Below are 25,636 nucleotides of genomic sequence, written 5' to 3'. Positions count from 1 at the left end.
TTTTATAAAGTAAGTTTCAAACTGTAATCTCTACAAAATTATCGCTTTATGATACACTTAAGCATATATTAAGTGTTGATTATAGTGGAGGTTGTATCATGAGTGGTATTCGAAGCGTTACATTAGCTACAGATAATTTAAATCAAACGATTGAATTATTTCATCACACACTTGGACTGAATTATAAAAAACATCATGGTGCGATTCAATTCGGTGACGGAAATATATCGCCAGGTACACGTATTCAATTTGTTGAAATACCTCAAGGCTTATCTGAACCATACCGTCATTTTGATTCTATTGGTTTAAGAACACCTTCAAATGAAGGATTGGAGCATTATGCTGATATTTTAAATGGTGCGGACATTTCATTTTCTGAACCAAGTTTACTGAATGGCCACGCATATTTTGAATTTACAGATGATACTCAACAAACATTTTCAATTTTTTCAAATGAGCATAATTCAGGGGTAGGTCTTGGCATGCCGTATGAAGATAGTAGCGTTAATCCATTGCATCAAATACAAGGACTAGGTCCCATCGTGATTAAAACCAATGAATTAATGGTTACATTTTCTATGCTCACACAAGTCTTTGGTTTTACGCCATTGGGTGAGTATACTAAAGATCATGATGATAATAAGGTGGTTGTTTTACATTTAGATGAGGGTGGTTTAGGAACAGAAGTTCATTTATACACACCATCTTCGCCTATAAAATTTCCTGAGGTAGGTATTGTTGAACAAATAGAGTTTACTGCACGCGACGAACAACATTTAAATACTGCAATTAAACAACTTGAATTAAATGAACTTCCTTATCAACAACTTAAAAATGAACAAGATAAGACACGTGCAATTCGTATCAATGATGTGAGTGGCATGTCGTTTATATTAACTCTAGATGAATCATAAAAGGTGATATTATGTTACATGAAACGTGGAAAGAAAAAACGCCAATCAAACAAGTAAAGGTCGTCCATGTGGATGCCAAAAAATTCAAAGTTAGTCATATGTTAACGATAGGCAAAGTTTACGATGTCGTTAATGAAACTGAAGAATACTATCAAATTATTGATAATTCAGGCCTTGTAGGCGGCTACTATAAAACATATTTTGAAGAAGTTTAAAATTAAAAAATGATGAAAAAAACGGGGGTACACTTGTACTCACGTCTTTTTTCTTGTTAAGAAGGGTGAATAAAGTGACACAAACTAAGGGATATATAAACGCTGATGAAAATGTATTTGGAGATGCGGTCAAGCTATTTCAATTAAATAAAAATATATTACTTAAAGGGCCTACAGGTTCAGGAAAAACGAAACTTGCGGAAACTTTGAGTCAAACACTCAATATACCTATGCATCAAGTGAACTGTTCAGTAGACCTTGATACTGAAAGCTTATTAGGATTTAAAACTATAAAAACGAATGACAATGGCCAACAAGAAATTATTTTTATAGATGGTCCTGTCATTCAAGCGATGAAAAAAGGACATATTTTGTACATTGATGAAATCAACATGGCAAAACCGGAAACATTACCAATATTAAATGGCGTTCTTGATTATAGACGTCAACTCACTAATCCATTTACGGGTGAAGTGATTAAAGCCGCTAAAGGATTTAAAGTTATTGCTGCAATCAATGAAGGATACGTTGGAACGTTACCTATGAATGAAGCATTAAAAAACCGTTTTGTGGTGATTAATGTAGATTATATAGATGGTGACACACTTCACGATGTTATTAAGGCACAAAGTCTACTACAAGATTCGGCACGTATAAAGCAAATTATTAAATTTAACGAAGACTTGCGTACTATGACAAAACAAGGGCAACTTTCAGAAGAAGCAGCAAGTATTCGAGCACTTATAGACTTAAGTGATTTAGCTACAGCAATGCCTGTCGAACGTGCGATACAACGTACAATTATTGATAAATTAGAAGATGAAAGAGAACGACAAGCTGTACAAAATGCTGTAGAACTAAACTTTTAGAAGGTGACACAATGAGCGATCGTTTTATACTCTTTAACGATGAACAATTAGACGCCATGAAAGTGATGATGCTTCAAGATTTATCACGTTTATTGTTAAAAAACCCTGAAACACAAGTGAAAATTCATAAATTCCCATATTATGATGCAATTGATAACACTGTTATATGTAGTTCATTTTGGGCGCATCGACCTGAACATATTGAGAAGACAGGCTTAAAAACAGATGTATTACTCGCAACTTACAGTTATTTTAATATGGCGCCTCACATCGTGAATGCAGTACTTCAAAATGACGAAGCTTTTCAACATCCAAAATTTTATAGACAGTTATTTAAACTGATTGAAGAAATGCGTATGCTTCACCTCATCGAAAATGAACGTCCCAGTGCATCAAAAATGATTCAAGTGCGTCGACAAATTCGCCAACAATATTGCCAAACTCAAATTAAAGTTTATCGTACAAAAACGTTATATTCGGATTTATTGTTTTTAAATTTAGAATATGCATTTTTAACAGAAAACTTTTATGATATTCCTTATATTCATGATGATTTAACGAGTATTTTACAGCACATGTATCACTATTTACCTGACTTTTTCAACCTACAAACAAGTGAAGATAGCTTATTGTTAACGCAACGCATTATGTTTCAAATTGATGATTGGTTGACAGAGGATATGTTAAATGAATATTATCATATTCCTCGAAGAGTATATGAATCTATTGGTCATTTATCATTAGATGATATTAGACGTATGGATGCATCACAAACGGATGGCCAAACGCAAGAATCTGACTGTGTTGATACTGAATCAATTGAAATGAAATCATCTGATAGTGAAACAGCAGGTGGTGCGTATCTCGAAATGGAACTTCATGAAGGACAAAATAGCGATGTTTTGAATGAAAGTGATACAGCTAGAGAAGGCGACAGCACAGATGATATGACAAATATGGAAGCTAAAAAAGGGCATGGCTCAAAAGATAGCATTGATGATGAAGAAGGCGGGGAGTTACACGGACGTCATCCGCTTTTAGCTTTATCTGGTATCAATCAATATGTAGATATTAAATGGAATAGACCGGAAATACAACCTGAACATATGATAGCCTACGCTAAAGTGCAACAGTCTGTACAATATGAAACACGTGATTTAATACAAATTATTAAAAAAACGATTGACCGCGAATATCAAGATCAACGTAATGATTTAACTAAAGGCCGCTTACAAAAAAATTTAATCAACTGGTTTGTTGATGATCAGTATAAAGTGTTTTTTAAAAAAGCAGATATGAGCCAATCATTTGATGCTACATTTACATTACTAATAGATGCCTCAGCAAGTATGCATGACAAAATGGATGAAACCATTAAAGGTGTAGTCTTATTTCATGAAACACTTAACACGTTAAATGTTCGTCATGAAATTCTAGCATTTAATGAAGATGCATTTGATGCTGATGAAACATATCAACCTAATATCATCGATGAAATCATTCAATATCATCAATCCATCTATCATAGCGAAGCACCTAGAATCATGAGTTTGACGCCACAAGATGATAATCGAGACGGCGTTGCCATACGTATTGCAAGTCAGCGTTTGCTCACACGTGCTGAAAATCAAAAGTTTTTAATTGTTTTTTCAGATGGTGAACCATCCGCTTTTAATTATAGTCAGGATGGTATTTTAGATACGTATGAAGCAGTCGAACAGAGCCGCAAACTTGGTATTGAAATTTTCAATGTATTTTTAAGTCAAAATCCAATAACCGAATCAACTGAACAAACCATTCACAATATTTATGGTGCATATGCCATCTTTGTGGAAGGGGTAGAAAACTTGCCGAGTTTATTATCACCTTTACTGAAAAAACTATTGTTGAAATCATTTTAACGCATTAAAGCTCAAAATGGGGAAAATATTTTCAAATTTTCTGAAATTTTATAGACGCTTTCATCTATATGTGATAGAATGAGACATAAATTTTAAAAGTTGATTGAAGGAGTAGCAATATGAACAAAAATACACTTGTTATTGGGTTTATGTTATTTGCGATATTTTTCGGCGCAGGTAACTTGATTTTCCCACCATCTTTAGGCCTTTCTAGTGGCCAATATTTTTGGCCATCTATTTTAGCCTTTGTTTTAACAGGTATTGGTCTTCCATTATTGGGGATAGTGGTAGGCGCACTTGATAAACAAGGTTATGTTGGGGCTATTAATAAAATCCATCCAGGATTTTCAATTATATTTTTAGTTGCGATTTATTTAACAATTGGACCGTTATTTGCGATACCACGTACAGCATCGACGTCTTTCGAAATGACAATCACGCCAATTATCGGAACAAGTAATCCGATCGCGTTATTAATTTTTACAATCATCTATTTTGCGATTGTATTATATTTATGTTTGAATCCTGGAAAAATCGTAGATCGTATTGGTGCCATTTTAACACCTTTACTACTTATTACGATTGTTGCAATGATTGTTAAAGGGTTCATCGATTTTGGTGGTAAACCGAATAACCAGGCAGACCCTGAAGTGTATACCTCTAATTTAGCCGGTTTTTCTAAAGGTTTTACTGATGGTTATTTAACAATGGACGCCATTGCAGCTATTGCCTTTTCCATGATTGTTATCAACGCAATTAAAGCGACAGGGGTTAAACATGCGAATCAAATTTTTAAACAAACAGCTTTAGCAGGTTTAATTGCAGCATTTGCACTGGCTGTTATTTATATTTCATTAGGATTTATCGGAAATCATATCGTATTATCTGAAACTACAATGCAACAGCTTGTGGCTCAAGATCGTAATATTGGTGCCCATTTACTAGTCACAATGGCAAATACAGGCTATGGTGCATTTGGTAAATACCTTCTTGGAATCATTGTCGCTTTAGCTTGTTTAACAACTGCGTGTGGTTTAGTCGTAGCAGTTAGTGAATACTTCCATGGATTATTTCCTAAAGTATCATACAAAATTTTTGTTATCTTTTTTACTTTTATCAGTTTATTCTTATCAAATTTAGGATTAAATGCTGTGATCAAACTATCTGTACCAGTTTTATCCATCATTTATCCAATCGCGATTACAACTGTTTTACTCATTTTAATCGCACGTTTTATACCAACACGTCGCATTACGCAACAGATTACCGTTGCTGTGATCACTTTAGAATCTATCCTTAGCGTAATACATGCAAATGGATGGGCAAACTTTAGCTTTATAAGTAAATTGCCTTTACATCAATTCGCTTTAGAGTGGTTCCCAATTATGGTTGTGACACTCATTATTGCATACGTCATTGGTGCATTCGTCAAAAAGTCTAATATTATCGTATACGAAAAAGAATAAATCAACATACAACGCCCACAATCACGCATATGCATGATTGTGGGCGTTTTCTTATAACTATTGATATAATTTTGTTTGATTACGGTGCTTTTCAGCGTCACCTAATCGTTGACGTAAATTAGCCTCTAATTGTTGTAAATCTTTTTCAGCTTGCATACGTTTTTGTCTACCTTCAGCTTGAATTTGAAGCGTTTCTTCAATCGTTTGTATAATGTTATCTTGTGTTGTTTTTAACGTTTCAATATCAACAATACCACGTTCATTTTCTTCAGCTGTAATACGTGCATTTTGTTTTAACATTTCAGAATTTCTAAGGAGTATTTCATTCGTTGTATCCGTCACTTGTTTTTGAGCAACTGCTGCTTTATTTTGACGTTGTAACGTAAGGGCAATGGCCATTTGATTTTTCCATAATGGGATACTTGTTAAAATAGAACTTTGTATTTTTTCAGCCAATGCTTGATTAATATTTTGAATCATTCGAATTTGTGGTGCAGATTGTAACGTAATTTGACGCGACAATTGTAAATCATACATACGCTTTTCTAAGCGATCTACAAACTGTTCCATATCTGCAACATCTTGTACAGCCATTTGGTTATCACTTTGTTGTACCTTCGTACGCATTTCAGGTAACACATGGGTAACAATTTCATGCTTTTTCTCTTCAGCTGCTGCAATATATAAATTTAAAACATCATAATAATCTTTATTTTGAGTATAAAGTTGATCTAATAGTTTGATATCTTTAACAAGTAATGATTTATTTTTATCAAGTTCTACCGAAATACGATCAACTTGAGCACTCACCGATTGCATGCGAGAAAAAAGCTGTTGCATTGAATTTTTTGAACGCTTAAACCATTTCTTTAACATACCATCATTTTTTTGTGATAATTCTTCAGGATTTACTTCTTTTAATTTTTTCATTAAGCTTTCTAAAGTATCACCAATTGGACCAACGTCTTTGGACTGAATTTCACTTAACATTTGATGTGAAAATTGAGATAAATGAGATTGCGCATTTGAGCCAAAGTGTAACAAACTGTCATGGTCTAAAGGCTTAATTTGTTGTGATAGACTTTTAATTTTTTCTTGATCTTGCTTAGAAAATTGCGGTTGTTTTTCATTGGTCTCTTCTAAATGCATTTGGTCTGATGGGGTCTTTTTTTGATCATTATTATCAAATGAACTAAAATAGTGATCTAATGGATGACCTTGATCAACTTTTGACATATCATTATCTCTCATTTTTCATGCTCCATTTCTTTTCGTTTTTGATACATTTTATTAAGTCTCATTTCAGTATCTAATTGATTATAGTCCTGTGCATTAACTTCTTTTAAATCAGCGACTAAAGTGCGTCTGACTTCTTCAAGTGTTATTCGAGTTTGTTGCAGCATTTGACGTTCTTCAGCTGACTTAGCAGGCATTTTTGCAAGTCGTGTATAGCTTTCTATTAAATTTAATGCATTATCAATATGTGTATAATAAAAACTTTCAATGTTATAGAATAGATCCGGTCTTTGACGAACGGTCGTATTTACCGTTCTAGAAATACGGTAAATATCATTCACTAGTTTAAAATCATTTATGGACCGCACATTGATAAACGTTTTAAAAATACGTTTGATTTTATTTTGAGCCGTATGAATTTGATGCGTAATATAACGATAGTCTTTACGCGATAGATTTAATTCCTTCAAGTAACTTCTTGATGTTAATCTTTGAGTAGGAATGTACCCTAATATAAATCCAGCAGAACCAATTAAAATATCATATATTAACATAATATCTAGTGTGAAAATACTTGTTATAAATGCACCAATTGCTACTGGAATTCCTACAAGTCCTCCAAAAAGCCTTGAAATTTGATATCTCATAGTCATCTTCCTTCATATATCATCATTCTGTTTTAAAATCAGTTAACGTCGTATCTATATCTTTTGATTCAATTGTATAATCGCTCACATCAGAAGCAGGTGAGGCACCTTTAATTACGGCTTCAGTAAATGTCTTTAAGTTTTCTTCAGATCCTTGTGCGTCTACTTCAACAAAATCTTGCACATTTTTAACATAACCTACAATGTCATATTTCAATGCAAGCCTTTGTGTAAAATAACGAAAGCCCACACCTTGAACACGTCCATAAACGCGTATGAAATTATGTTTCATAACTACCACCTCTTATGTTAATTATACGGATTTTAGATTATAAAGACTAATAATTTGCCAACGAAATGCTATATAATTGCGTCACATGAAATGATGAGCTTTTAACATTATAAGAATGTTAAACTAGGGGAGTACTGTACATGCAATGAAGCATTTTTTGTGCAATAACATCGTCACTTCGTTTAATCTGTATATAGGTTCTATCATCATTAACATTGAATGCGTATCAATCATCAGCTTATGATTATTATGACACGTTCTTTAATGTTAGATTGTTTGAACGCTTACATATATACTATGAGTTGCATTACTCTATTATTACTTGCAATTCAATGCAAAAACACTTATTTTGATAGATATTACGATTTGTAAGAATAGGGGGCTAAGTCAATGTGGGAAGTTGTAAAAATACGCACCGATTATGAAGGGTGGTGGCTTTTTGACGATTGGAGAGACTATTCTATCGAAACTTACTACTTTGAAACTTATGCATCGTTTATCAATACATACACACATTTAATTAAAGAAGCACAAGCATCTTATGATAATTGTATCGTAGGTAAACACCACATGTATGCTTTTTATAATAATTGCGATATGAATTATTGTGAACATTGCGATGAAGATCTTCAAATATTTGATAGCTTTATCATATTAAACAATGAAAAAATTTATTATAATCTACCTTTAATTGACTAATTTAAAAATTTTCATTTCGATATTGCAAATACAGTAGTGTTCACGTATAATAGTTTTTAAGCAATGGCATTATTCCATATTGCAAAGAATATTTTAATGCTTTATATTGTCGAAATAGTATTTTTTGTAATATGCGAATAACGCATATTGAATTTTAGTCTTGGAGGTTTCACAGATTATGAAACAAGGTACAGTAAAATGGTTTAACGCTGAAAAAGGTTTTGGTTTTATCGAAGTTGAAGGTGAAAACGACGTATTCGTACACTTCTCAGCTATTAACCAAGAAGGTTACAAATCATTAGAAGAAGGTCAATCAGTTGAATTTGAAGTAGTTGAAGGCGACCGCGGTCCACAAGCTGCAAACGTTGTTAAACTATAATAAATAGATGCAATATTGACTAATACAAAACAGTGAGGAATGCTTCACTGTTTTTTTATTTTGTATAAGTGCTTCTCCATAATCATCTCAAAACTTCACTTAACACTCTCTTGAGAAGGTAGGTTACACTTATACATAGATGAAACATTTTGATAATACAAAAGGGGAACTATCATTTGTAGTCCCCCAATATAACAGTCTCATTAATTAATCAAACGTATCATTTATTTAACGTCATTGATGATGAGTTGACGTAATGACTGCCTTTTTATAACTTCTCTCGCTTTACCATCTGATATGAAAAATACTGCTGGCTTTTGTATTTGGTTATAATTCGATGCCATACTGTAATGATATGCTCCTGTGGATAATACTGCTAGATAATCTCCGCGTTGTACACTGCTAGGTAATTTAGCCTCATGAATTAATATATCGCCAGATTCACACAATTTACCCGCAATCGTTACTGTATCCTCACTTGGTTCATTGCGATTCACAAGTTTAACATCATATTTCGCATCATAAAGTGCAGTGCGAATATGGTCACTCATACCACCATCTACTGATACATATTTATTAACATTGGGTATCTCTTTAATTGAACCGACTTCATATAATGTCACACCCGCTTCTGCGACAATAGAGCGACCTGGTTCAATACTCAATGTAGGGAGTGGATAGTCCAAATCATGACAAGTGAATTTTATATTCTCCACAATTTCCGGAATACCTTCTTCAATGTTAAATGAAGAATCTCCATCCACATACTTTACAGCGAAACCGCCACCGATATTAAGCATTTCAATATTGATATTTGATGTTTTAAGCCACTTCAAAACGATTTTAGCTGTTTCTTTCATTCCTGTTGTTTCCTCAATTTGTGAACCTATGTGAAAATGAATCCCCTTTAAGTGAAGATGTTCACTATTACGAACCATCTCTACACCTTTCTGAGCTAAACCATGTTTGATAGATAAACCAAATTTACTTTTCTCTTGACCCGTTTGTATAAATTCGTGAGTATGCGCTTCAACACCAGGATTGACTCGTATTAAAACATCAATGGACTCAGTTGCGTATTGGTCAATGAGTGCGATTTCATCAAGAGCATCTACTACAAAATAACCAATCCCACACTTTAAAGCATATTGAATCTCGTCCTTTGTTTTATTGTTACCATGAAAATGTATGCGTTTAGGATCGAACCCAGCTTCTATCGCTGTATATAATTCACCAATAGACACAACATCTAAATCAAAGTTCTCTTCATCTGCTAACTTGACCATTTGGATACACGTAAATGCCTTCGACGCATATGACAACACATAATTAACATCCATTTTTTGAAACGCTTGATGATAACGTCTCATTTGTTGCCGTATGTACATTTCATCATAGACAATGGTAGGGGTTCCGAAACTTTGTGCGAGTGTTTTTAAATTCGTATTTCCTAAAGTTAATACACCATTTTGATTGTATGAGACTGTCATGATTGATACTCCTTTATTAATGAATTTAAATTTAAAGCACTTAACTGTTCAGAATTTGCTCCGACACCTTTAAATGTATAATCATCGATGCGTAATATGTCATTATAGATGATAACCTCATCTCCAGCTTTAACATTTGCGTCGACTTCTACAAACATATGACTCATCATTAATGCTCGAATAGGATAGCGTTTGTCGTTGATTAACACATCATGTTGTGCCCGTGTTCTCAAAATCCCATCTCCATAGCCAATGTCAACGACCGCCAATTTTGTATGATCATTCTGGGCTGTATAAGCAAAACTATAGCCACAATGTTCTCCTTCATGAACGGTTCTCACCTGAATAACATTTGCTTTTAATGTCAGTGCTTGTTTAATGGTATGGCGTGGTACACTAGCAAACGGACGCGAACCATATAACGCGATTCCAACACGCACATGTGAATGCCTCGAGAAGATTCCATTTTCTCTAAAATAACTTGCACTGTTTTGCGCATGAATTAATTCAAATTGATAGCCATCTTGATGAAGTTCATCCACAAGCGCGCGCCATTTGTGTTTTTCAATATGATAGTCTTCTACATCAAACTCGTCCGCATAACCAAAGTGTGTCCATAATCCAGTGACTATCATCTTATCACTCTGATTTTGAGCATGATCTTCTAAAACGTCACGAATGTCATCAATGTTTTGAAAGCCTGAACGATGTAACAGATTTTCGTATTCTATATGTACATGGATGTCAACCAAATCATGCTTATGCGTATCATAAAAAGATTTAGAGGGCAATGTAACATGAATATCATTCTCGCGTAGTACATCAAATTCTCGGCTCGGGTTCATTAAAAATATTGTGGCACGAGGTGCAAGCTGCCTGATTTGAATTGCTTCTGATAAAGAAGTCGTACTAAATGTGTCAATACCTTCTTCCATAAACGTTTTAATTGCAAATGCCAATCCATAGTTATATGCATTGTTTTTTACTACAGCCATAATGGGATAATGCTGTTTCACACGTCGAATATTTTCTCGAAAAAGTTGTGTGTTCAATTGCCATAATGCCGTCATGCTTACACCTCATTATAATTAAATAACAGACGTTCATAATAATCTGCAATGCGAATTAAAATATGCTCGTCAAAGTTTAAGTGAGGGGTATGTAACCCACTAACAAATTGTTTCAACTCATTTTTAGTACCAACAAATACAAAATAACTTGGTGCTACTTGACCATAAAAACTGAAGTCTTCCCCAAATAAGTAGGGTGTTTCATTTTCGATAACAGTATTTCCATTATATTCGATACTGTCGACGACATATTTTTTTAAACTAGGGTCATTCATTGTTGGTGGATATCCTTCAGCAAACGTCACGTCACACTTCACTTGAAATAGGTGATGCGCACTTTCAGCAATTTTTTGCATTTGATTTTTAATTATTGCTAGATCTTCCATACTGTACGTACGAATGGTACCTTCTAAATAACCTTGAGAAGGCACAGTATTTATTGCTTCTCCTGCTTTAAAATGACCAATGTGGACAATATTACGTTGAAGTCCATTAAGGTGATATTGTTGAATTTGAGCCAGTTGCGTTATCACATGATGTAATGCTTCTCCTGCTGATCGACCTTGTTCTTTATTAGCGACATGACTCGATTGTCCTTCCAAGTAAAAGCGATATTCTGTTGCACTTGCTGTAATTTCATCATTTCGAATCGCAACCGCACCCTCATCAACAAAAGGCATGATATGCACACCATAAATAGCATTAATTTGATATTGTGCTAGGGCATTCGATTTAATCAAAAGATTGGCACCACCACCTGATTCCTCAGCGGGTTGAAAGATGAATACTACATTATGTGGTAACTTTTTTGCATCATAAAGTGCTTTACAACGTTTTACAAACAACATGAGCGCCGTTGTATGACCGTCATGTCCACACGCATGCATTTTATTGTCAAATTGGCTTCGATAATCCACATTATTTTGTTCATGAATAGGGAGCGCATCTATATCTGCACGAAATGCCAATGTATGATGACTATTCCCTTCAAGGTAACCAATAATACCCGTTTCGAGAGGACGTTGATAGGGGATATCAAGTTGCTTTAAAAAAGTTTCTATATAATTTGTAGTTTCATACTCCTCTAAACTTAATTCTGGATGTTGATGTAAATATCGACGATGCGTCGTTACAAATTGAAGTTCATCCATTTCATTCACCTCAGCTTATGTATAAAAAGGGGAGTGGCATTTTAACACCCTTCACCCTTTCAACTTTATATCATGTTCTTTTATAACGTACTATATCAATGTCACACTTTAATAAAACCTGACAACATAGCTTAGTCGTTAATCATTTAATTTTCGTAATGCAGAGACAATTTCACGTTTCGTATCTTCGACTTCATGCGTTTGTTTTATCACTTTGGCAGGCGTTCCAGCTACAACAGCGCCTGCTGGTACATCTTGCGTCACAATGGCGCCTGCTGCAACAATAGCACCTTCGCCGACACGTACACCTTCTAAAATTACCGCATTGGCGCCGATAAGGACGTTATCTTCAATGACGACAGGTGCAGCACTTGGTGGTTCAATGACACCCGCTAAAACTGCACCTGCACCTACATGAACATTTTTGCCAGTAGTTGCGCGGCCACCCAATGTCGCATTCATGTCAATCATTGTGCCTTCACCGACAACTGCTCCTATATTGATTGTAGCGCCCATCATTACCACAGCGCCGTCGCCAATAACCGCATGTTCTCTTATAAATGCACCTGGTTCTATACGCGCATTTGTATTGGTTAAATCTTTTAATGGAATTGCTGAATTTCTACGATCCATTTCAATTTCTAGATCTTCAATCAACATATGATTTTCTTCATAAAATGTTTTCCAATCATCCGCTTCACAAAAGATAATTTTTGAATTTTCTCCACCAAAAACATTAAAAGTATCTGGAAAATGAACTTCGCTAAATTCACCATTAATATACACTTTTATGGGTGTAGATTTTTTTGCATCGCTAATGTAGTTAATAATTTCCTCAGCTGTAAAATTTTGTACCATAGTTCACGTCCTCCTCTTATAAATCATCAAATGTATAATACCCATTTTGTTTATGAATTAATTTTGACGCTGCATTTAACGCACCATTTGCAAAAATGTCTTTAGATTGCGCTCGGTGTGTTAATGTAATGGTTTCATCAACACCCGCAAAAAGAACGTCATGTTCACCAACAATCGTGCCACCGCGTATTGCATGAACACCAATTTCATCGGCCTCACGTGGCTTTGATTTTTCATGCCTATCATATACCGGATAACTTTGTTCTCGTAAATCTTTAATCACATCATATAGCTTCACTAGCGTTCCACTAGGCGCATCGACTTTTTTGTTATGATGTGCTTCGGTGAGCTCAATGTCATAATCATTGAGCAGTGGTACAGCCACTTCCAATAGTTTTGTGAGTACATGCACACCATAACTCATATTAGCGCTAAAAAAGATTGGCATGTGTTGGCTTAAATCTTTTAATTTTGATGTTATTTTTTCCTTTTCACCTGTCGTGGCAACCACTAATGGAAGGTGAAATGAATCTTCTAATAATGGAAGTAATAAGTCAGGATGTGAAAAATCGATAGCGACATCTGCAGATTCAATGTCACTTAGTTTTGTAAATAAAGGGTAGGGGATTGGGCGTTTTTGATCATTTACAATCACACCTACAATGTGATGACCTTGTTCTTCTGCTAATCGTGCAACACGTTGGTTCATTGCACCATAGCCTATTAATACGATATTCAAGCTTCGACACCTTCCTTAAATTGTTGATAAACAGCTTTTAATTGCGCTTGTTCTTCTTCATTTAAAGGGACCAGAGGGAGACGCACTTCATATTGACCAAAACCTTCAAGCGCTGCTAAATATTTAATAGGGACCGGGTTAACATCAATAGACATTGCTTCTAGCAACTGTGAAATCGGTTCAAATAATTGTGCACGTGATTCAGAGTGACTATAAATTTCTTGAAACGCTCTCGGAATCACATTTGCAACTACTGATATCACACCATGCCCACCTTGATTATAATAATCAACGATATTATCATCATTACCACTATACAGTGCAAATTGGTCTGTATCGATGTGTTGTTGAATTGCTTTAAAATAATCAAAATCATTTGTGGCATCTTTTAATGCGACAATATATGGGTTTTTACTTAAATGCACGAGTGTGTCAACTTCAATTGTAGAATTGGTACGTGATGGAACGTTGTAAAGTACAACAGGTAATTCAACCGCATTGGCTATCGCTTCAAAATGAGCGATAAGGCCACGTTGACTCGTTTTAAGGTAATAAGGCGTAATTAACATAATCGCATCTGCGCCGAGCGCTTTCGCTCGTAAAGAGGCTTGAATTGAATACGCTGTATTATTCGTTCCTGTTCCTACGATGATTGGCACACGTGAGGCATTTTCTTCAATGACCGTTTTCAAAATTTTATCTTTTTCATCTTGTGTTAATGTTGGATTTTCTGCTGTTGTTCCGTTCACCACTAAAGACTGAATGCCTTGGTCTATTAAATAATTTACTTGCTTACGAATGGCTGGATAGTCAACTTGATTATTTGAAAAAGGGGTGATAAGTGCAACACCCGTACCTTCAAAAATATGTGTCATAATATCTGACTCCCTTCATAAATTTACGCTCTGAGTGCTAAGACTTGTTCAAGTACCTGTACAGCATTTAATGCGGCACCCTTAAGCAAGTTGTCAGACGTACACCAAATATGAAATGTATTTTCTAAGGAGTCATCTTGACGAATACGTCCTACAAACACCTCATCTTTACCCGTTGAATGAATGGCTAAAGGATACGCATTGCTTTTTGGATCGTCCACTAAAACTACACGGTTATCTTTTTCAAACAATGCACGTATGGATTCAACTGAGGCCGGTTTCTCAAGCGATACATTAATGTGCACACTATGGCTGTCTTGAACTGGAACACGTACACATGTTGCAGTGACTTTTAAATCTGGTAAATTCAGAATCTTACGTGTCTCATCTATCATTTTTTGTTCTTCTTTTGTGTAGTCATTGTCTAAAAAGACATCAATATGCGGTAAAACATTGTTATAAATTGGGTGAGGATAAGCTTTAGGCTGCGCTCCGTGAGCACCATCTTCTAAATCTTTTTTCCCTTGCATTCCAGATCCTGATACAGCTTGATATGTCGTATAAGCGACACGTTTAAGCCCAAATGTATCTTGAAGTGGCTTTAAAGGTACGACAGATTGAATTGTCGAACAGTTTGGATTAGCGATAATACCACGTTGAAACGTAGGCGCATTAACTTCAGGTACTACTAAATCAACGTCATCTGTCATACGCCATTGACTTGAGTTATCAATGACGATTGCACCATGTTGTTCAAAAAGTGGGGCGAACTGTTCACTTGTTCCACCGCCAGCACTCATTAACACATAATCAAATTGACCGTCTGTTGCGGGCTCAGTCAATTCTTGAACAGTGTAGGTTTGGCCTTTAAACGTTACCTCTTGACCTGCAGAACGCTTAGACGAAAATAATACCAATTCATCAAAATGAATACCCTTACGTTCAATTGTTTCTAAAATTTTAGTTCCTACTAATCCTGTTGCACCTACAACTGCTAATTTTGTCATGTTTGTTCACTCCAATTATGTTTATTTAGACATTACTTTATGTCATTAAATTAAAGAAAGGGGCATCAATAAATAAAAAAAACAAGTTCGGTGTGCGAACTTGTTAAAATTAATATACAAGTGATGCACTCCATTATCCGTAAATAATGACAGACTCTTAGCTCTTAACCACAGAATCCAACAAACAGTTTCTGCAAATCCTGTTTATTTCGGCATCTCACCCTTTGGATATATCTTGCTTGCAGGCAATGATTAATATATCTACTCATGATTGATGCGCCTCATCAGTAATGATTGAATTGTTATGTTTATCATTATACATAGCACTACTTGTCATGTAAACAGAAAAGGGCGATTTTTTAAAATTTACTGAAAATTTACGTTAAAAAAGAGTGGACGGAAACATCGTAAAGATGCGCGTCCACGCTTTTCATTGCACACATTATTTCTTTTTTAATAGTCCTTTTTCTTCTAAATAACGTTCATATGATATTTCTTTAGATAAACTACCCGTTTCATCAAGATCAATTACACGATTGGCAATTGTATTAATAAATTCAAAGTCATGTGATGTGAAGATCAGAGAACCTTTAAATGATTTTAAGCCTTCATTGACTGATGTAATACTTTCTAAATCAAGGTGGTTGGTTGGTTCATCAAGCAAGAGTACATTCGCACTTGAAAGCATCATTTTACTCAACATACAACGCACTTTTTCTCCACCCGATAAAACGCTTGCCTTTTTCTTAACTTCTTCACCACTAAATAACATACGTCCTAAGAAACCACGTAAAAATGTTTCTGTTTGTTCATCTTCAGGCGCATATTGGCGTAACCATTCCACTAAGTCCATATTGACGTTATCGAAGTACTCCGAATTGTCTTTAGGGAAATAACTTTGAGATGTTGTTACACCCCATTTAACCGTACCTTCATCTGGTTCCATTTCACCGGCTAATATTTTTAAAAGTGTTGTTTTAGCAATTTCACTTTGTCCGATTAATACCGCTTTATCATTAGGGTTCATTGTGAATGAAATGTTATCTAATACTTTTTCACCTTCTACAGTTTTAGAAATGTTCTGTACAAATAACAAATCATTACCAATCTCACGCTCTGGTGTGAATTTTACAAATGGATATCGACGTGATGAAGGTTGGATATCATCTAATTCAATTTTTTCTAATTGTTTTTTACGACTTGTTGCTTGCTTAGATTTAGAAGCATTAGCAGAGAAGCGTGCAATAAAGTCTTGAAGTTCTTTAATTTTTTCTTCTTTTTTCTTATTTTGTTCTTGAGCCATTTTTTGTGCTAATTGACTAGATTGATACCAGAAATCATAGTTACCTACGTAGATTTTAATTTTCCCAAAATCTAAATCAGCAATGTGCGTACAAACGTTATTTAAGAAATGACGGTCGTGAGATACTACAATAACTGTATTATCAAAATTAATTAAAAAGTCTTCTAACCAGCTAATCGCTTGAATATCAAGTCCGTTTGTAGGCTCATCGAGTAAGAGTACGTCAGGTTCACCAAATAAACTTTGTGCAAGCAATACTTTAACTTTTTGATTATTTTCTAGTTCAGCCATTTTTTTATCATGTAAATCTGAGGCAATACCTAAACCAGAGAGTAGGGTAGCTGCATCTGATTCAGCATTCCACCCATTCATTTCTGCAAATTCACCTTCAAGTTCTGCAGCACGAATACCATCTTCATCACTAAAATCAGGTTTCATGTAAATCGCATCTTTTTCCTGCATCACTTCAAATAAACGTTCATGACCTTTAATGACGACATCTAATACACGTTCATCTTCATATGCAAAATGATCTTGTTTTAACACGGCTAAACGCTCATCTTTACCTAATGACACATGACCTGTTTGTGAATCAATTTCTCCTGATAAAATTTTTAAAAACGTAGATTTCCCAGCACCATTTGCACCAATTAAACCGTAACAGTTCCCAGGTGTGAATTTTATATTTACATCTTCGAATAATTTACGATCACCAAAACGTAAACTAACATCGGTAACTTGTAACATGCATTTTCTCCTTTTATACAATAATACTAACGGGTGCATTATACCATATATTCAATAGTGTTTCGACATGATTTATCGTTTATAAAAATGAACACTTAATGCTTCTGTGCAATACTCATGATATAATGGTAATAATAAAATTACGAGGAGATAATTATGTCTTTTAAAGAAAATGAAATCGTTGGGACTATAGACTTTTTAGAAGTAAAAGCGCTAGAAGGATCAACATATATATTAGAAGGTCCGAACAAAGAAAAAGTAAAGTTAAATCCATCAGAAATCAATGATGAAGATGACTTAGAATTAGGGGAATCCTATAGTTTCTTTATTTTCCCAAACAGATCAGGAGATCTTTTCGCTACACAAAATATGCCCGATATTACAGTGGGACGTTATGATTTTGTAAAGGTGATTAGTACGGATCGAGACGGTGCGCGTGTAGACGTTGGTTTACCACGTGAAGTTCTTATTCCATGGGAAGATTTACCAAAAATTAAATCTTTGTGGCCACAAAAAGGGGATGAAGTACTTTGTACATTACGTATCGATCGTGAGCGTCAAATGTTTGCGCGTTTAGCCTCAGAAACGACAGTACAACAAATGTTTACCCCAATCCATGATGATCAGTATCAAAACCAAACAATTACTGCACGACCATATCGATTGTTAAGAGTCGGTACTTTTTTACTTTCAGAAAAAGGACACAAAATTTTTGTTCATGAATCTGAAAGAAAAGAAGAACCAAGGTTAGGTCAAGCAATGGATGTACGTATTATTGGATTTAATGACAAAGGGGAGTTAAACGGATCATTTTTACCATTAGCGCATGAACGCCTAGACGACGATGGTGAAAAAATCGTTCAACTTTTAGTAGAGTATGAAGGTGAATTGCCTTTTTGGGATAAATCCAGTCCTGAAGCCATTAAAGAAGTTTTTCAAATGAGTAAAGGTGCATTTAAACGTGCAATCGGACACTTATATAAAAAACGATTAATCAATATCGAGACAGGTAAAATCGTGCTTACAAAAAAAGGGCGGGCGCACGTTCAAGACAGTCAATCTTAAGGTCTGTAACATAAAAATTTGAGATATACTAAAACCTTCAAAGCAATTTGAACTTTGAAGGTTTTTCTTTATAAATAAATATTAAATTAAAGACTTTATAATGGCTGTATAGTTATTTGCGACAATAGTGTTTCAAAATCATGCATATCAATTTTTCCAGTCTCATGTTGCATCGCATTTGCCATTCCCGCAGCCATAGCACGCTTCGTCGCATTGTGAATATCTTCAGATTGCGCCAATCCAGAACAAAATCCTGCAATAGAACTATCTCCAGAACCCACAGCATTTACAGCATTAATAGATGGTATATTAACTTGATAAAATTGAGAATGATGCTTCAATAATGCACCATCTTTCCCAAGTGTAACCAGGACGTTTGGCAATTGATTAAATATAGGTTGATTTAAAGCATTTTGCAATGATTGTATGGACAAATGACCCGGATTGCCCGTAAGTTCAGCAATTTCTTCTTCATTAGGTTTAATCAAATCGGGTTTAAAAACAGTCTCTTGCTTCAAAATTGTTGCTAACGTTGCACCATTCACATCTAAAATAACAAATTTATTTTGACGTTTCGCAATATCAATTAAATCTTGATACATCGTCACAGATAATCCTGGAGGAATACTGCCAGAAATAGCAATGATGTCATAATCTTTTATCAAAGTATCATAAAATGTGACAAATTGTTCCTGAACCGTCTCATTTAAAGCAATACCACTTTCTAAAACTTCGGTTTGAGCATCTTGTGTTATCATAGCAATACAAAAACGCGATTCTACACCACTATCCAAAAATTGATGGGGGATGTGTAAACGATCCAATTGTTGTTTGATAAATAAGCCTGACGTGCCACCCACAATACCACTTGCTGTTATGTCTAATCCTAATTGATGTCCTACGCGCGTAACGTTAAGCCCTTTACCACCAGCAGTTTTTGAAACTTGTGTCACTCTATTTGTTGTGTCGAGGCGTAGTTCATCCATATGATAACTAATGTCTATTGACGCATTTAATGTGACGGTTAACACTTTTTTCATTGAAATCATCCTTGCTATATGAGAAATATATGTTCAATTTTGTTTATTTATGTTGTTTATATGTTAAATATATAACTTAAGGATGTTTAAGTCAAACAAATTAGCGCTTATCCATGTAGTGAATAAGCGCCTAGATTATTTCTAAAGTTCATGTGTTAAGTTTTCTATTTCATCTACTAAAGAACCAATAAATTGTATTGTATCTTTTAAAGGTTTGTCCGTCGACATATCCAAGCCTGCAATTTGTGTTAACTCAAGAGGGGACATACTTCCGCCCGCCTTTAATACTTCAAGCCAATCTTTTACAGCGGCTTGACCTTCCTCTTTAATACGTTGCGCCATTAATGTTCCAATCGTTAAGCCAGCAGAATATGTATAAGGATATAAACCCATATAATAGTGCGGCTGACGCATCCATGTTAATTCTGCACCTGATGATATGTTTACTTCATCACCCCAAAACGCTTCGATAACATTACGTTTCAACGTATTAAGTTTATCAGCCGTTAAATGCTCACCATTATCAACACAACGATAAACTTCTCGTTGAAATGCGGCTTCAAGAAGGTGCGTAACCATATTATGATAATACGTTCTAGATATTAAAGAACTCAGTACCCATCGTTTAAAGCGAGGGTCATCACTATTTTGCTCTAATAAATATTGTGCCATCAACATTTCATTCATAGTAGAAGGTGCTTCTACAAAATACAATGAAGACTCTGAGTGCAAAATGTTTTGATGCGCTTGAGCTAAATTGAAATGACCTGCATGACCCAGTTCATGGGCAAGAACAAAAACCTCATTCATTTTTCCAGTCCATGATATGAAAATATAGCTATGAGAAGCGTATGGACTTGCGCAATAAGCACCAGTTTCTTTCCCTTTATTTTGAGGAAAATCAATCCAGCGTTCTTTATACGCTTTTTTAGTCATTTTTAAATAATCTTCACCTAAAACACTTAGCGCATTGTAAATATACTGCTCGGAATCTTGAATTGAAATTTTGGGTTCATAATCAGGATCAATGGAAATTTTTAAATCTTCATATTTCATCGTATCTAATTGATGCACTTCTTTTAATAATCGCGCATATTTACGCATAATAGGGGCTAAATCGGACATAATGATATCAATTTGACGATGATACATATCTGCTGATACATCTTGATCCTCTAATAAGAAATCGATTACCGACGTATATCCTCTTAAATTTGCCTCTAATTTCTCATTTTGTACATGCGCTTGATACACCGCTGCAGTCGTATGTTGATATTTACGTAGTGTATCACTAAAATGTTTAAAGCTTTGACGTCTTAAATCTGTATCAGGATCATCTTCATAAATACCTTCAAACGTTGTGTAATCCATATTATAAAGTTTACCGTTAACTTCAAATTGACCAAAATCAATATCTAACATTTTTGTTACTTCATATAAGTCATAAGGTACATTTAATGCCGCAATCATTTCAGCTAAAACTTTCTCTGCTTCCGGATGCAACTGATGTGGTTGTCGTTTTAACAAACGTTTTAAGTAATAATCATACTTTGATGTTTGCATTGCATTCTGAAGCACATTCGTATCTAATTGCAGCAGTTCAGATTCCACAAAAGTCAGTTGACTCGCTATTTTACCGTAGTTTTGATTAAATAGCGCATTTAGCCGTTGTTTTTCAGGATCTGTTGACTCAACACTTAATTGTAAATGGGAATAATTGGCAACGCGATCAATTTCAATCGTTAATTCACTTAATGCATCCAATACACTCTCAATCGAAGATACATCGCGAATAGCCGTAGCATATTGTTTGTGAAAGGCTTCCGACCTTGAAACTAAAGCGATAATCGCATCTTCATATGCTGCATCATTTTCAAATAGATCTCTCAAATCCCACGTTTCTGATACAGGTACTTCATTACGTTGTTTTAGTTTTTGCGTCATAAAAGTTCCTCCCTTTATAAATAGTTAAATCTATTATACATTATTTTTTAAAGAAGAAATCGATTTCATTGTACATACATATCTTTTAAAGTCATGTATAATGAAGACAACATGATAAAGGGGGTTCACGATGACAATACTAGATATGCCTAATTATTTATGGATCTCAATAGTTATAATGATTGTACTCACAATCTTTTGTACGTTAATGTTAAACAAATGGTTTTTTACTGCTATTTTAAGCTTTGTTATTTTAGGTGTGTTAGCTTTCATATTACCAAATTTCTATCATATTACGTATGAACCTTTATTAGGCTTTGCAGCATTCGTATCTGTACTTAGTCTTATATTAAGTTTAATATTATGGTATTTCACACGTAATTGGCGTAAGAAACGTCAAGAGAAAAAATATCAAAAAGAATTATCCCGCATAGAACGAAAATATAGATCATAAAACCCGTTAGCATATTGTTAACGGGTTTAAATGTATATAGAAAGAAGGTGCCATGCTTTGCTATAGTTAACTTCCTATAATATATATTATGTAAACTAAAAACTGTTCGAAAATCATTATATCATATCTACGTTCATTTACATGTTTTTTCGTATTTATAAATTTCTAATGCACAGCTTTGTATGTCACTTGGATTAGTCACATTTTTTATCCATCCACATCATTGATTATGTCAAACTTCTTACTTTAACTGTGATAATTTCATATACTTACAAAGGAATTCAAATAGGCTTAAAAGCCTTTTGGGTTTACATAACATAAATATGTTAAATTATGTCCTTTTACTTCACTGGCATCTAAAAACTATAAACGAAAACACTCGCAACTTGTATCATTACGAGTGTTTTAACTTTTATTTTTTAATTTTAGCACGCACTTTATTTAACGTATTAAACAAGAAATATTTCGGTTTATTAATAGGTTTGTAAAAGTCTCCAATTAATTCTTCGATTTGAACATTAAACCCACGTTTAAATCGATACACACCGTAATCTTCACTGTTTTCAGTAAAATCACCAGATAAACCGTAGAAATTGTAGCGCTCATAACCATGCTCGAAACAATAATTAATCATGTACCAGTGCATAGCATATGGGCCCATAAAATGATTGTATTTTTCACTTGAGCCACCTGAGAAATAGTTAATTTCATAACCGTTTGCAAAATATACACCAGACGCTAAATTTAAAATTTGACCATCTGTTTTACGTAATTCGCTCACTTTTAACATTTCATTTTTGTCATGATCAATTTGTTTATCTAATTCTGCAATTTTCTTCAATTGTTTATCAGATTTATTTTCATTCGCCATCATTTGATCACGACGCGTTTCTTTATCATTTAAGCTGTCTTGTAACGACGTAATATACTCATCTAAATCGATATAAGCGAGCGGTATCAATGCTTTGCTACCATAATTCGAAATAAAGTTTTTGAAATAATCATCTGTTTTTGAAACGAATCCTGCACGTGCTTCAGTTTCACGATATAGTTCTAGGAATTGATCCACTTCATTTTCATTTAAAAACTTGACCCGTATGCCGTAATTGATTGCTTTATTTACATTACGTTTCCGTTGGCTATCAAATTGCTTTTTAATTGTTTGAGGTGATTGGCCTTTTAAATTCAAAACACCCATCCAACGAACTTGACTTGATGTATCATATGCTGTCGTAAATCCATGATGTTCATAACCATGTGATTTAAATAGTTGAACTAGCTTTTCATTAGCATCCTTGTCTGTTATAGGTTTGATATCTTTGTCATACACTTGATAGAGCCAGTATGGGTCCATTTTGACGTATAAACATTTGTTTTTTTGTAAATAAACATCGAGTTCTTTTAAGTAAAAGTCAACTAAACCTAAATCAGAATAGTCCATAACTGGACCGCGATTAGAATAATAAACATAACTTCCCATTGTAGGAATTTTTGAGAATAAACTTGCTGCTAGAATTTGATTATTTTCACCTTTAATTCCAAGTAAAACGACTTGAAACCCGTCTGCTTCACGTGTTCCAATATTTTCTTTAACTTGGAAATAATGGCTTTCTAAAGCAGGATTTTGTACAAATTGGTCATATTCTTCAACTGTGAGTTCTGTAAATTTCATACCAATGAATCCCCTTCTTTTACATTACTTTCTATCTTTTAATTTCTTAAGTTGTGTATACAATTGATACGCCGGTTTGTGGATTGGTTTCACAAAATCACCAACATATTCAAGCACATCTGCGTTAAAACCTTTTTTAAATTTCACTACACCTGCATCTTCGGCATCTTCTGAGAAATCGCCACTCACACCATAGAAGTTGTAGCGTGGTATACCTTGATCAATCGCGTAATTAATCATCGTCCATTGAATAGCATAACTTCCTGCGAAATGACGGAATTGATTCGCAGTACCTCCTGCATAATAAACCACTTCAAATGGATTAATAATATAATATGCTGCTGATATTGGTAATTCATTGCCATGCTCAGCTTGAAGGCGTTGAGCTTCTTCAATTTTAGCGTTTTGCGCTTCGAGTTGCTGTTCAAGGTTTTGTTTTTTATTGAGCGCTTTTTTATTGTCTGGTCGCTTTTCAATGTCTTTTTCAGCTTTTGTTATTTCTTTATTAAGTGCACGCTCTTCATTTTTCAATTCTTCAATATATTCATTGAAATCAATATAAGCTAATGGTACAAGTACACGTTCTTTATAATGTTTGTAACGATTATAGTAGAAATCATCATCACGATCTAAGAAATCTTTTGCTTCAGATGTATCTTCCATAAAGCCTCTAAAAATATGAAGTTCATCTTCTTTTAAAAAGCGCACTTTCACGCCGTTTTTTTGTACTTTTTTAGTGTTACGTTTTCTTAAGCTATCCATATCTTTTAAGACATCGTTAGCCGTTTTATCTTTTAAGTCTAATACCGAATGGAAACGTATTTGTTTAATTGGGTCAAACCCAACTGTAAAGCCATCATGGTCGTAACCCAATTCTGCCATTTTGTCAAAAATCCAATCGTTATTAAATCGTTCAATGACTTCTCCATCGTGATTACGTTTCAACATTGGTAGATAAGGGTCGACACGTAAATACAACGCATTATATTTTTTTACATATTTTGAGAGTTCATTAAAGAAAAAATGAACCAGTTCTTTATTATCGTAATCAATGATAGGACCACGATTACTATAAAAATATTTAAAAAACTTCATGACAGGCGTAGCAGTTAATAAACATGCTGCAAGGATATTATTTTGGTTGTCCTTTATTCCCACAAGATGCGTCTCAACACCTTCTGCCACTTTCAATTCATAATTTCCTACCATTTGTGTGAAATGGCTGTACGGCATTGAATCAGCAAACGCACCGAATTCAGCCGTTGTTAAATTTGTAAATTTCATTTTATAACTCCTATTTCTCTAAAACATTTTGTAAGTATTAATGGAGAGGGTCATTTATGTTTATACTATGGATGTTTCCATTTATCCAATATGATGAAAGATGTTTTGACCAAGATGCAACGCGTTTTTCATTTAAACCCAATTCATAGCTCGAATACATGATGATATTTCATCACTACTTTTAGTAATAATCGATACTTTTGTCTCACTTTATTTTAACGTATTCAACCACATTACGCCAATATTGGAATAGTCAGAGACAAACTTTTTTTAATACATTATTGTCAAAATGTGTCGTGCTTCAAAGTGCATTTCTATC

24 protein-coding genes and 1 riboswitch are annotated in these 25,636 nt (G+C 34.4%); of the genes, 9 read left to right on the top strand and 15 right to left on the bottom strand.

The genetic code is table 11. The features are described 5' to 3' along the window. The first annotated feature begins 98 nt into the window (after positions 1-98). The 5 genes from G8Y85_RS04665 (at position 99) to brnQ3 (ending at position 5,365) form a co-directional block, all read left to right on the top strand. The gene (locus tag G8Y85_RS04665) at positions 99-914 is read left to right on the top strand and encodes a VOC family protein (protein WP_107401171.1); all 816 of its coding nucleotides are present in this window, start codon (positions 99-101) and stop codon (positions 912-914) included. Between the two features lie 11 nt (positions 915-925). Further along, the gene (locus G8Y85_RS04660; protein ID WP_037564389.1) at positions 926-1,129 is read left to right on the top strand and encodes a DUF6501 family protein; all 204 of its coding nucleotides are present in this window, start codon (positions 926-928) and stop codon (positions 1,127-1,129) included. Positions 1,130-1,203: 74 nt separating this feature from the next. Next, a complete protein-coding gene (locus G8Y85_RS04655) occupies positions 1,204-1,998 on the top strand; it encodes an ATP-binding protein (RefSeq protein WP_103346010.1) in 795 nt (264 codons plus the stop codon). An 11-nt stretch (positions 1,999-2,009) separates the two neighbouring features. Further along, a complete protein-coding gene (locus G8Y85_RS04650; RefSeq protein WP_165805498.1) occupies positions 2,010-3,899 on the top strand; it encodes a vWA domain-containing protein in 1,890 nt (629 codons plus the stop codon). A 119-nt stretch (positions 3,900-4,018) separates the two neighbouring features. Continuing rightward, entirely contained in the window at positions 4,019-5,365 is a 1,347-nt protein-coding gene (gene brnQ3 / locus G8Y85_RS04645; RefSeq protein WP_037564398.1) for a branched-chain amino acid-like transporter carrier protein BrnQ3, read from the top strand. 57 nt (positions 5,366-5,422) lie between these two features. Here the strand turns inward: brnQ3 and G8Y85_RS04640 are convergent, their stop codons facing one another. The 3 genes from G8Y85_RS04640 to G8Y85_RS04630 are packed head-to-tail and all read right to left on the bottom strand — an operon-like array spanning position 5,423 to position 7,540. Beyond that, complete coding sequence (locus G8Y85_RS04640) at positions 5,423-6,601, bottom strand: toxic anion resistance protein (RefSeq protein WP_425338452.1); 1,179 nt, start codon at positions 6,599-6,601, stop codon at positions 5,423-5,425. Between the two features lie 11 nt (positions 6,602-6,612). Continuing rightward, positions 6,613-7,248 (bottom strand): 5-bromo-4-chloroindolyl phosphate hydrolysis family protein, encoded by a 636-nt coding sequence (locus G8Y85_RS04635; RefSeq protein WP_037564403.1) that lies wholly within the window; start codon positions 7,246-7,248, stop codon positions 6,613-6,615. Positions 7,249-7,270: 22 nt separating this feature from the next. Next, entirely contained in the window at positions 7,271-7,540 is a 270-nt protein-coding gene (locus G8Y85_RS04630; protein WP_103346013.1) for an acylphosphatase, read from the bottom strand. Positions 7,541-7,930: 390 nt separating this feature from the next. Here G8Y85_RS04630 and G8Y85_RS04625 point away from each other — a divergent pair, with 390 nt between their 5' ends. Both G8Y85_RS04625 and cspA read left to right on the top strand, forming a co-directional pair. Next, positions 7,931-8,239: a DUF1033 family protein gene (locus G8Y85_RS04625; protein WP_037564408.1), complete on the top strand. Its 309-nt coding sequence runs from the start codon at positions 7,931-7,933 to the stop codon at positions 8,237-8,239. A 178-nt stretch (positions 8,240-8,417) separates the two neighbouring features. Beyond that, positions 8,418-8,618 carry a cold shock protein CspA gene (gene cspA / locus G8Y85_RS04620; protein WP_001831260.1) on the top strand — a complete coding sequence of 67 codons (201 nt, stop codon included), beginning with the start codon at positions 8,418-8,420 and terminating at the stop codon, positions 8,616-8,618. Positions 8,619-8,842: 224 nt separating this feature from the next. On the opposite strand, the gene lysA is transcribed toward cspA, so the two are convergent. The 8 genes from lysA to G8Y85_RS04580 form a co-directional block, all read right to left on the bottom strand. After that, a complete protein-coding gene (lysA, locus tag G8Y85_RS04615) occupies positions 8,843-10,108 on the bottom strand; it encodes a diaminopimelate decarboxylase (RefSeq protein ID WP_103346014.1) in 1,266 nt (421 codons plus the stop codon). Then, entirely contained in the window at positions 10,105-11,178 is a 1,074-nt protein-coding gene (alr, locus tag G8Y85_RS04610; protein ID WP_105988939.1) for an alanine racemase, read from the bottom strand. Before alr ends, lysA begins: the two co-directional genes overlap by 4 nt. A gap of 2 nt (positions 11,179-11,180) precedes the next feature. Next, positions 11,181-12,329 carry a M20 metallopeptidase family protein gene (locus G8Y85_RS04605; RefSeq protein ID WP_060551028.1) on the bottom strand — a complete coding sequence of 383 codons (1,149 nt, stop codon included), beginning with the start codon at positions 12,327-12,329 and terminating at the stop codon, positions 11,181-11,183. A gap of 138 nt (positions 12,330-12,467) precedes the next feature. Further along, the gene (dapD, locus tag G8Y85_RS04600; RefSeq protein WP_060551025.1) at positions 12,468-13,187 is read right to left on the bottom strand and encodes a 2,3,4,5-tetrahydropyridine-2,6-dicarboxylate N-acetyltransferase; all 720 of its coding nucleotides are present in this window, start codon (positions 13,185-13,187) and stop codon (positions 12,468-12,470) included. A 16-nt stretch (positions 13,188-13,203) separates the two neighbouring features. Then, a complete protein-coding gene (dapB, locus tag G8Y85_RS04595) occupies positions 13,204-13,926 on the bottom strand; it encodes a 4-hydroxy-tetrahydrodipicolinate reductase (protein ID WP_103346017.1) in 723 nt (240 codons plus the stop codon). Beyond that, complete coding sequence (gene dapA, locus G8Y85_RS04590) at positions 13,923-14,801, bottom strand: 4-hydroxy-tetrahydrodipicolinate synthase (protein WP_060551021.1); 879 nt, start codon at positions 14,799-14,801, stop codon at positions 13,923-13,925. Before dapA ends, dapB begins: the two co-directional genes overlap by 4 nt. A gap of 23 nt (positions 14,802-14,824) precedes the next feature. Continuing rightward, a complete protein-coding gene (locus G8Y85_RS04585; protein WP_060551019.1) occupies positions 14,825-15,808 on the bottom strand; it encodes an aspartate-semialdehyde dehydrogenase in 984 nt (327 codons plus the stop codon). 115 nt (positions 15,809-15,923) lie between these two features. Next, positions 15,924-16,101, bottom strand: a riboswitch (Lysine riboswitch). Positions 16,102-16,250: 149 nt separating this feature from the next. Further along, positions 16,251-17,858: an ABC-F family ATP-binding cassette domain-containing protein gene (locus G8Y85_RS04580; protein ID WP_060551017.1), complete on the bottom strand. Its 1,608-nt coding sequence runs from the start codon at positions 17,856-17,858 to the stop codon at positions 16,251-16,253. A 156-nt stretch (positions 17,859-18,014) separates the two neighbouring features. Between G8Y85_RS04580 and G8Y85_RS04575 the strand changes: the two genes are divergently transcribed. Further along, entirely contained in the window at positions 18,015-18,923 is a 909-nt protein-coding gene (locus G8Y85_RS04575; protein WP_107401167.1) for a CvfB family protein, read from the top strand. A 95-nt stretch (positions 18,924-19,018) separates the two neighbouring features. On the opposite strand, the gene G8Y85_RS04570 is transcribed toward G8Y85_RS04575, so the two are convergent. Further along, entirely contained in the window at positions 19,019-19,963 is a 945-nt protein-coding gene (locus G8Y85_RS04570) for a hexose kinase (RefSeq protein WP_165805496.1), read from the bottom strand. A 141-nt stretch (positions 19,964-20,104) separates the two neighbouring features. Continuing rightward, positions 20,105-21,907, bottom strand: coding sequence for an oligoendopeptidase F (pepF, locus tag G8Y85_RS04565; protein WP_085622347.1), 1,803 nt, complete (start codon positions 21,905-21,907; stop codon positions 20,105-20,107). Positions 21,908-22,037: 130 nt separating this feature from the next. Here pepF and G8Y85_RS04560 point away from each other — a divergent pair, with 130 nt between their 5' ends. Further along, positions 22,038-22,361 carry a hypothetical protein gene (locus G8Y85_RS04560; RefSeq protein WP_037564429.1) on the top strand — a complete coding sequence of 108 codons (324 nt, stop codon included), beginning with the start codon at positions 22,038-22,040 and terminating at the stop codon, positions 22,359-22,361. Positions 22,362-22,773: 412 nt separating this feature from the next. Here the strand turns inward: G8Y85_RS04560 and G8Y85_RS04555 are convergent, their stop codons facing one another. Together G8Y85_RS04555 and G8Y85_RS04550 are read right to left on the bottom strand one after the other, a co-directional pair. After that, positions 22,774-24,033 carry an aminoacyltransferase gene (locus G8Y85_RS04555; RefSeq protein ID WP_060551012.1) on the bottom strand — a complete coding sequence of 420 codons (1,260 nt, stop codon included), beginning with the start codon at positions 24,031-24,033 and terminating at the stop codon, positions 22,774-22,776. Between the two features lie 24 nt (positions 24,034-24,057). Beyond that, positions 24,058-25,317 carry an aminoacyltransferase gene (locus G8Y85_RS04550; protein ID WP_107368666.1) on the bottom strand — a complete coding sequence of 420 codons (1,260 nt, stop codon included), beginning with the start codon at positions 25,315-25,317 and terminating at the stop codon, positions 24,058-24,060. Between the last annotated feature and the right edge of the window lie 319 nt (positions 25,318-25,636).

The sequence above is a fragment of the Staphylococcus sp. 11007852 genome (assembly GCF_011394325.1).
GTDB lineage: Bacteria > Bacillota > Bacilli > Staphylococcales > Staphylococcaceae > Staphylococcus > Staphylococcus agnetis.
This window is presented reverse-complemented; position numbering and strand designations above follow the sequence as displayed.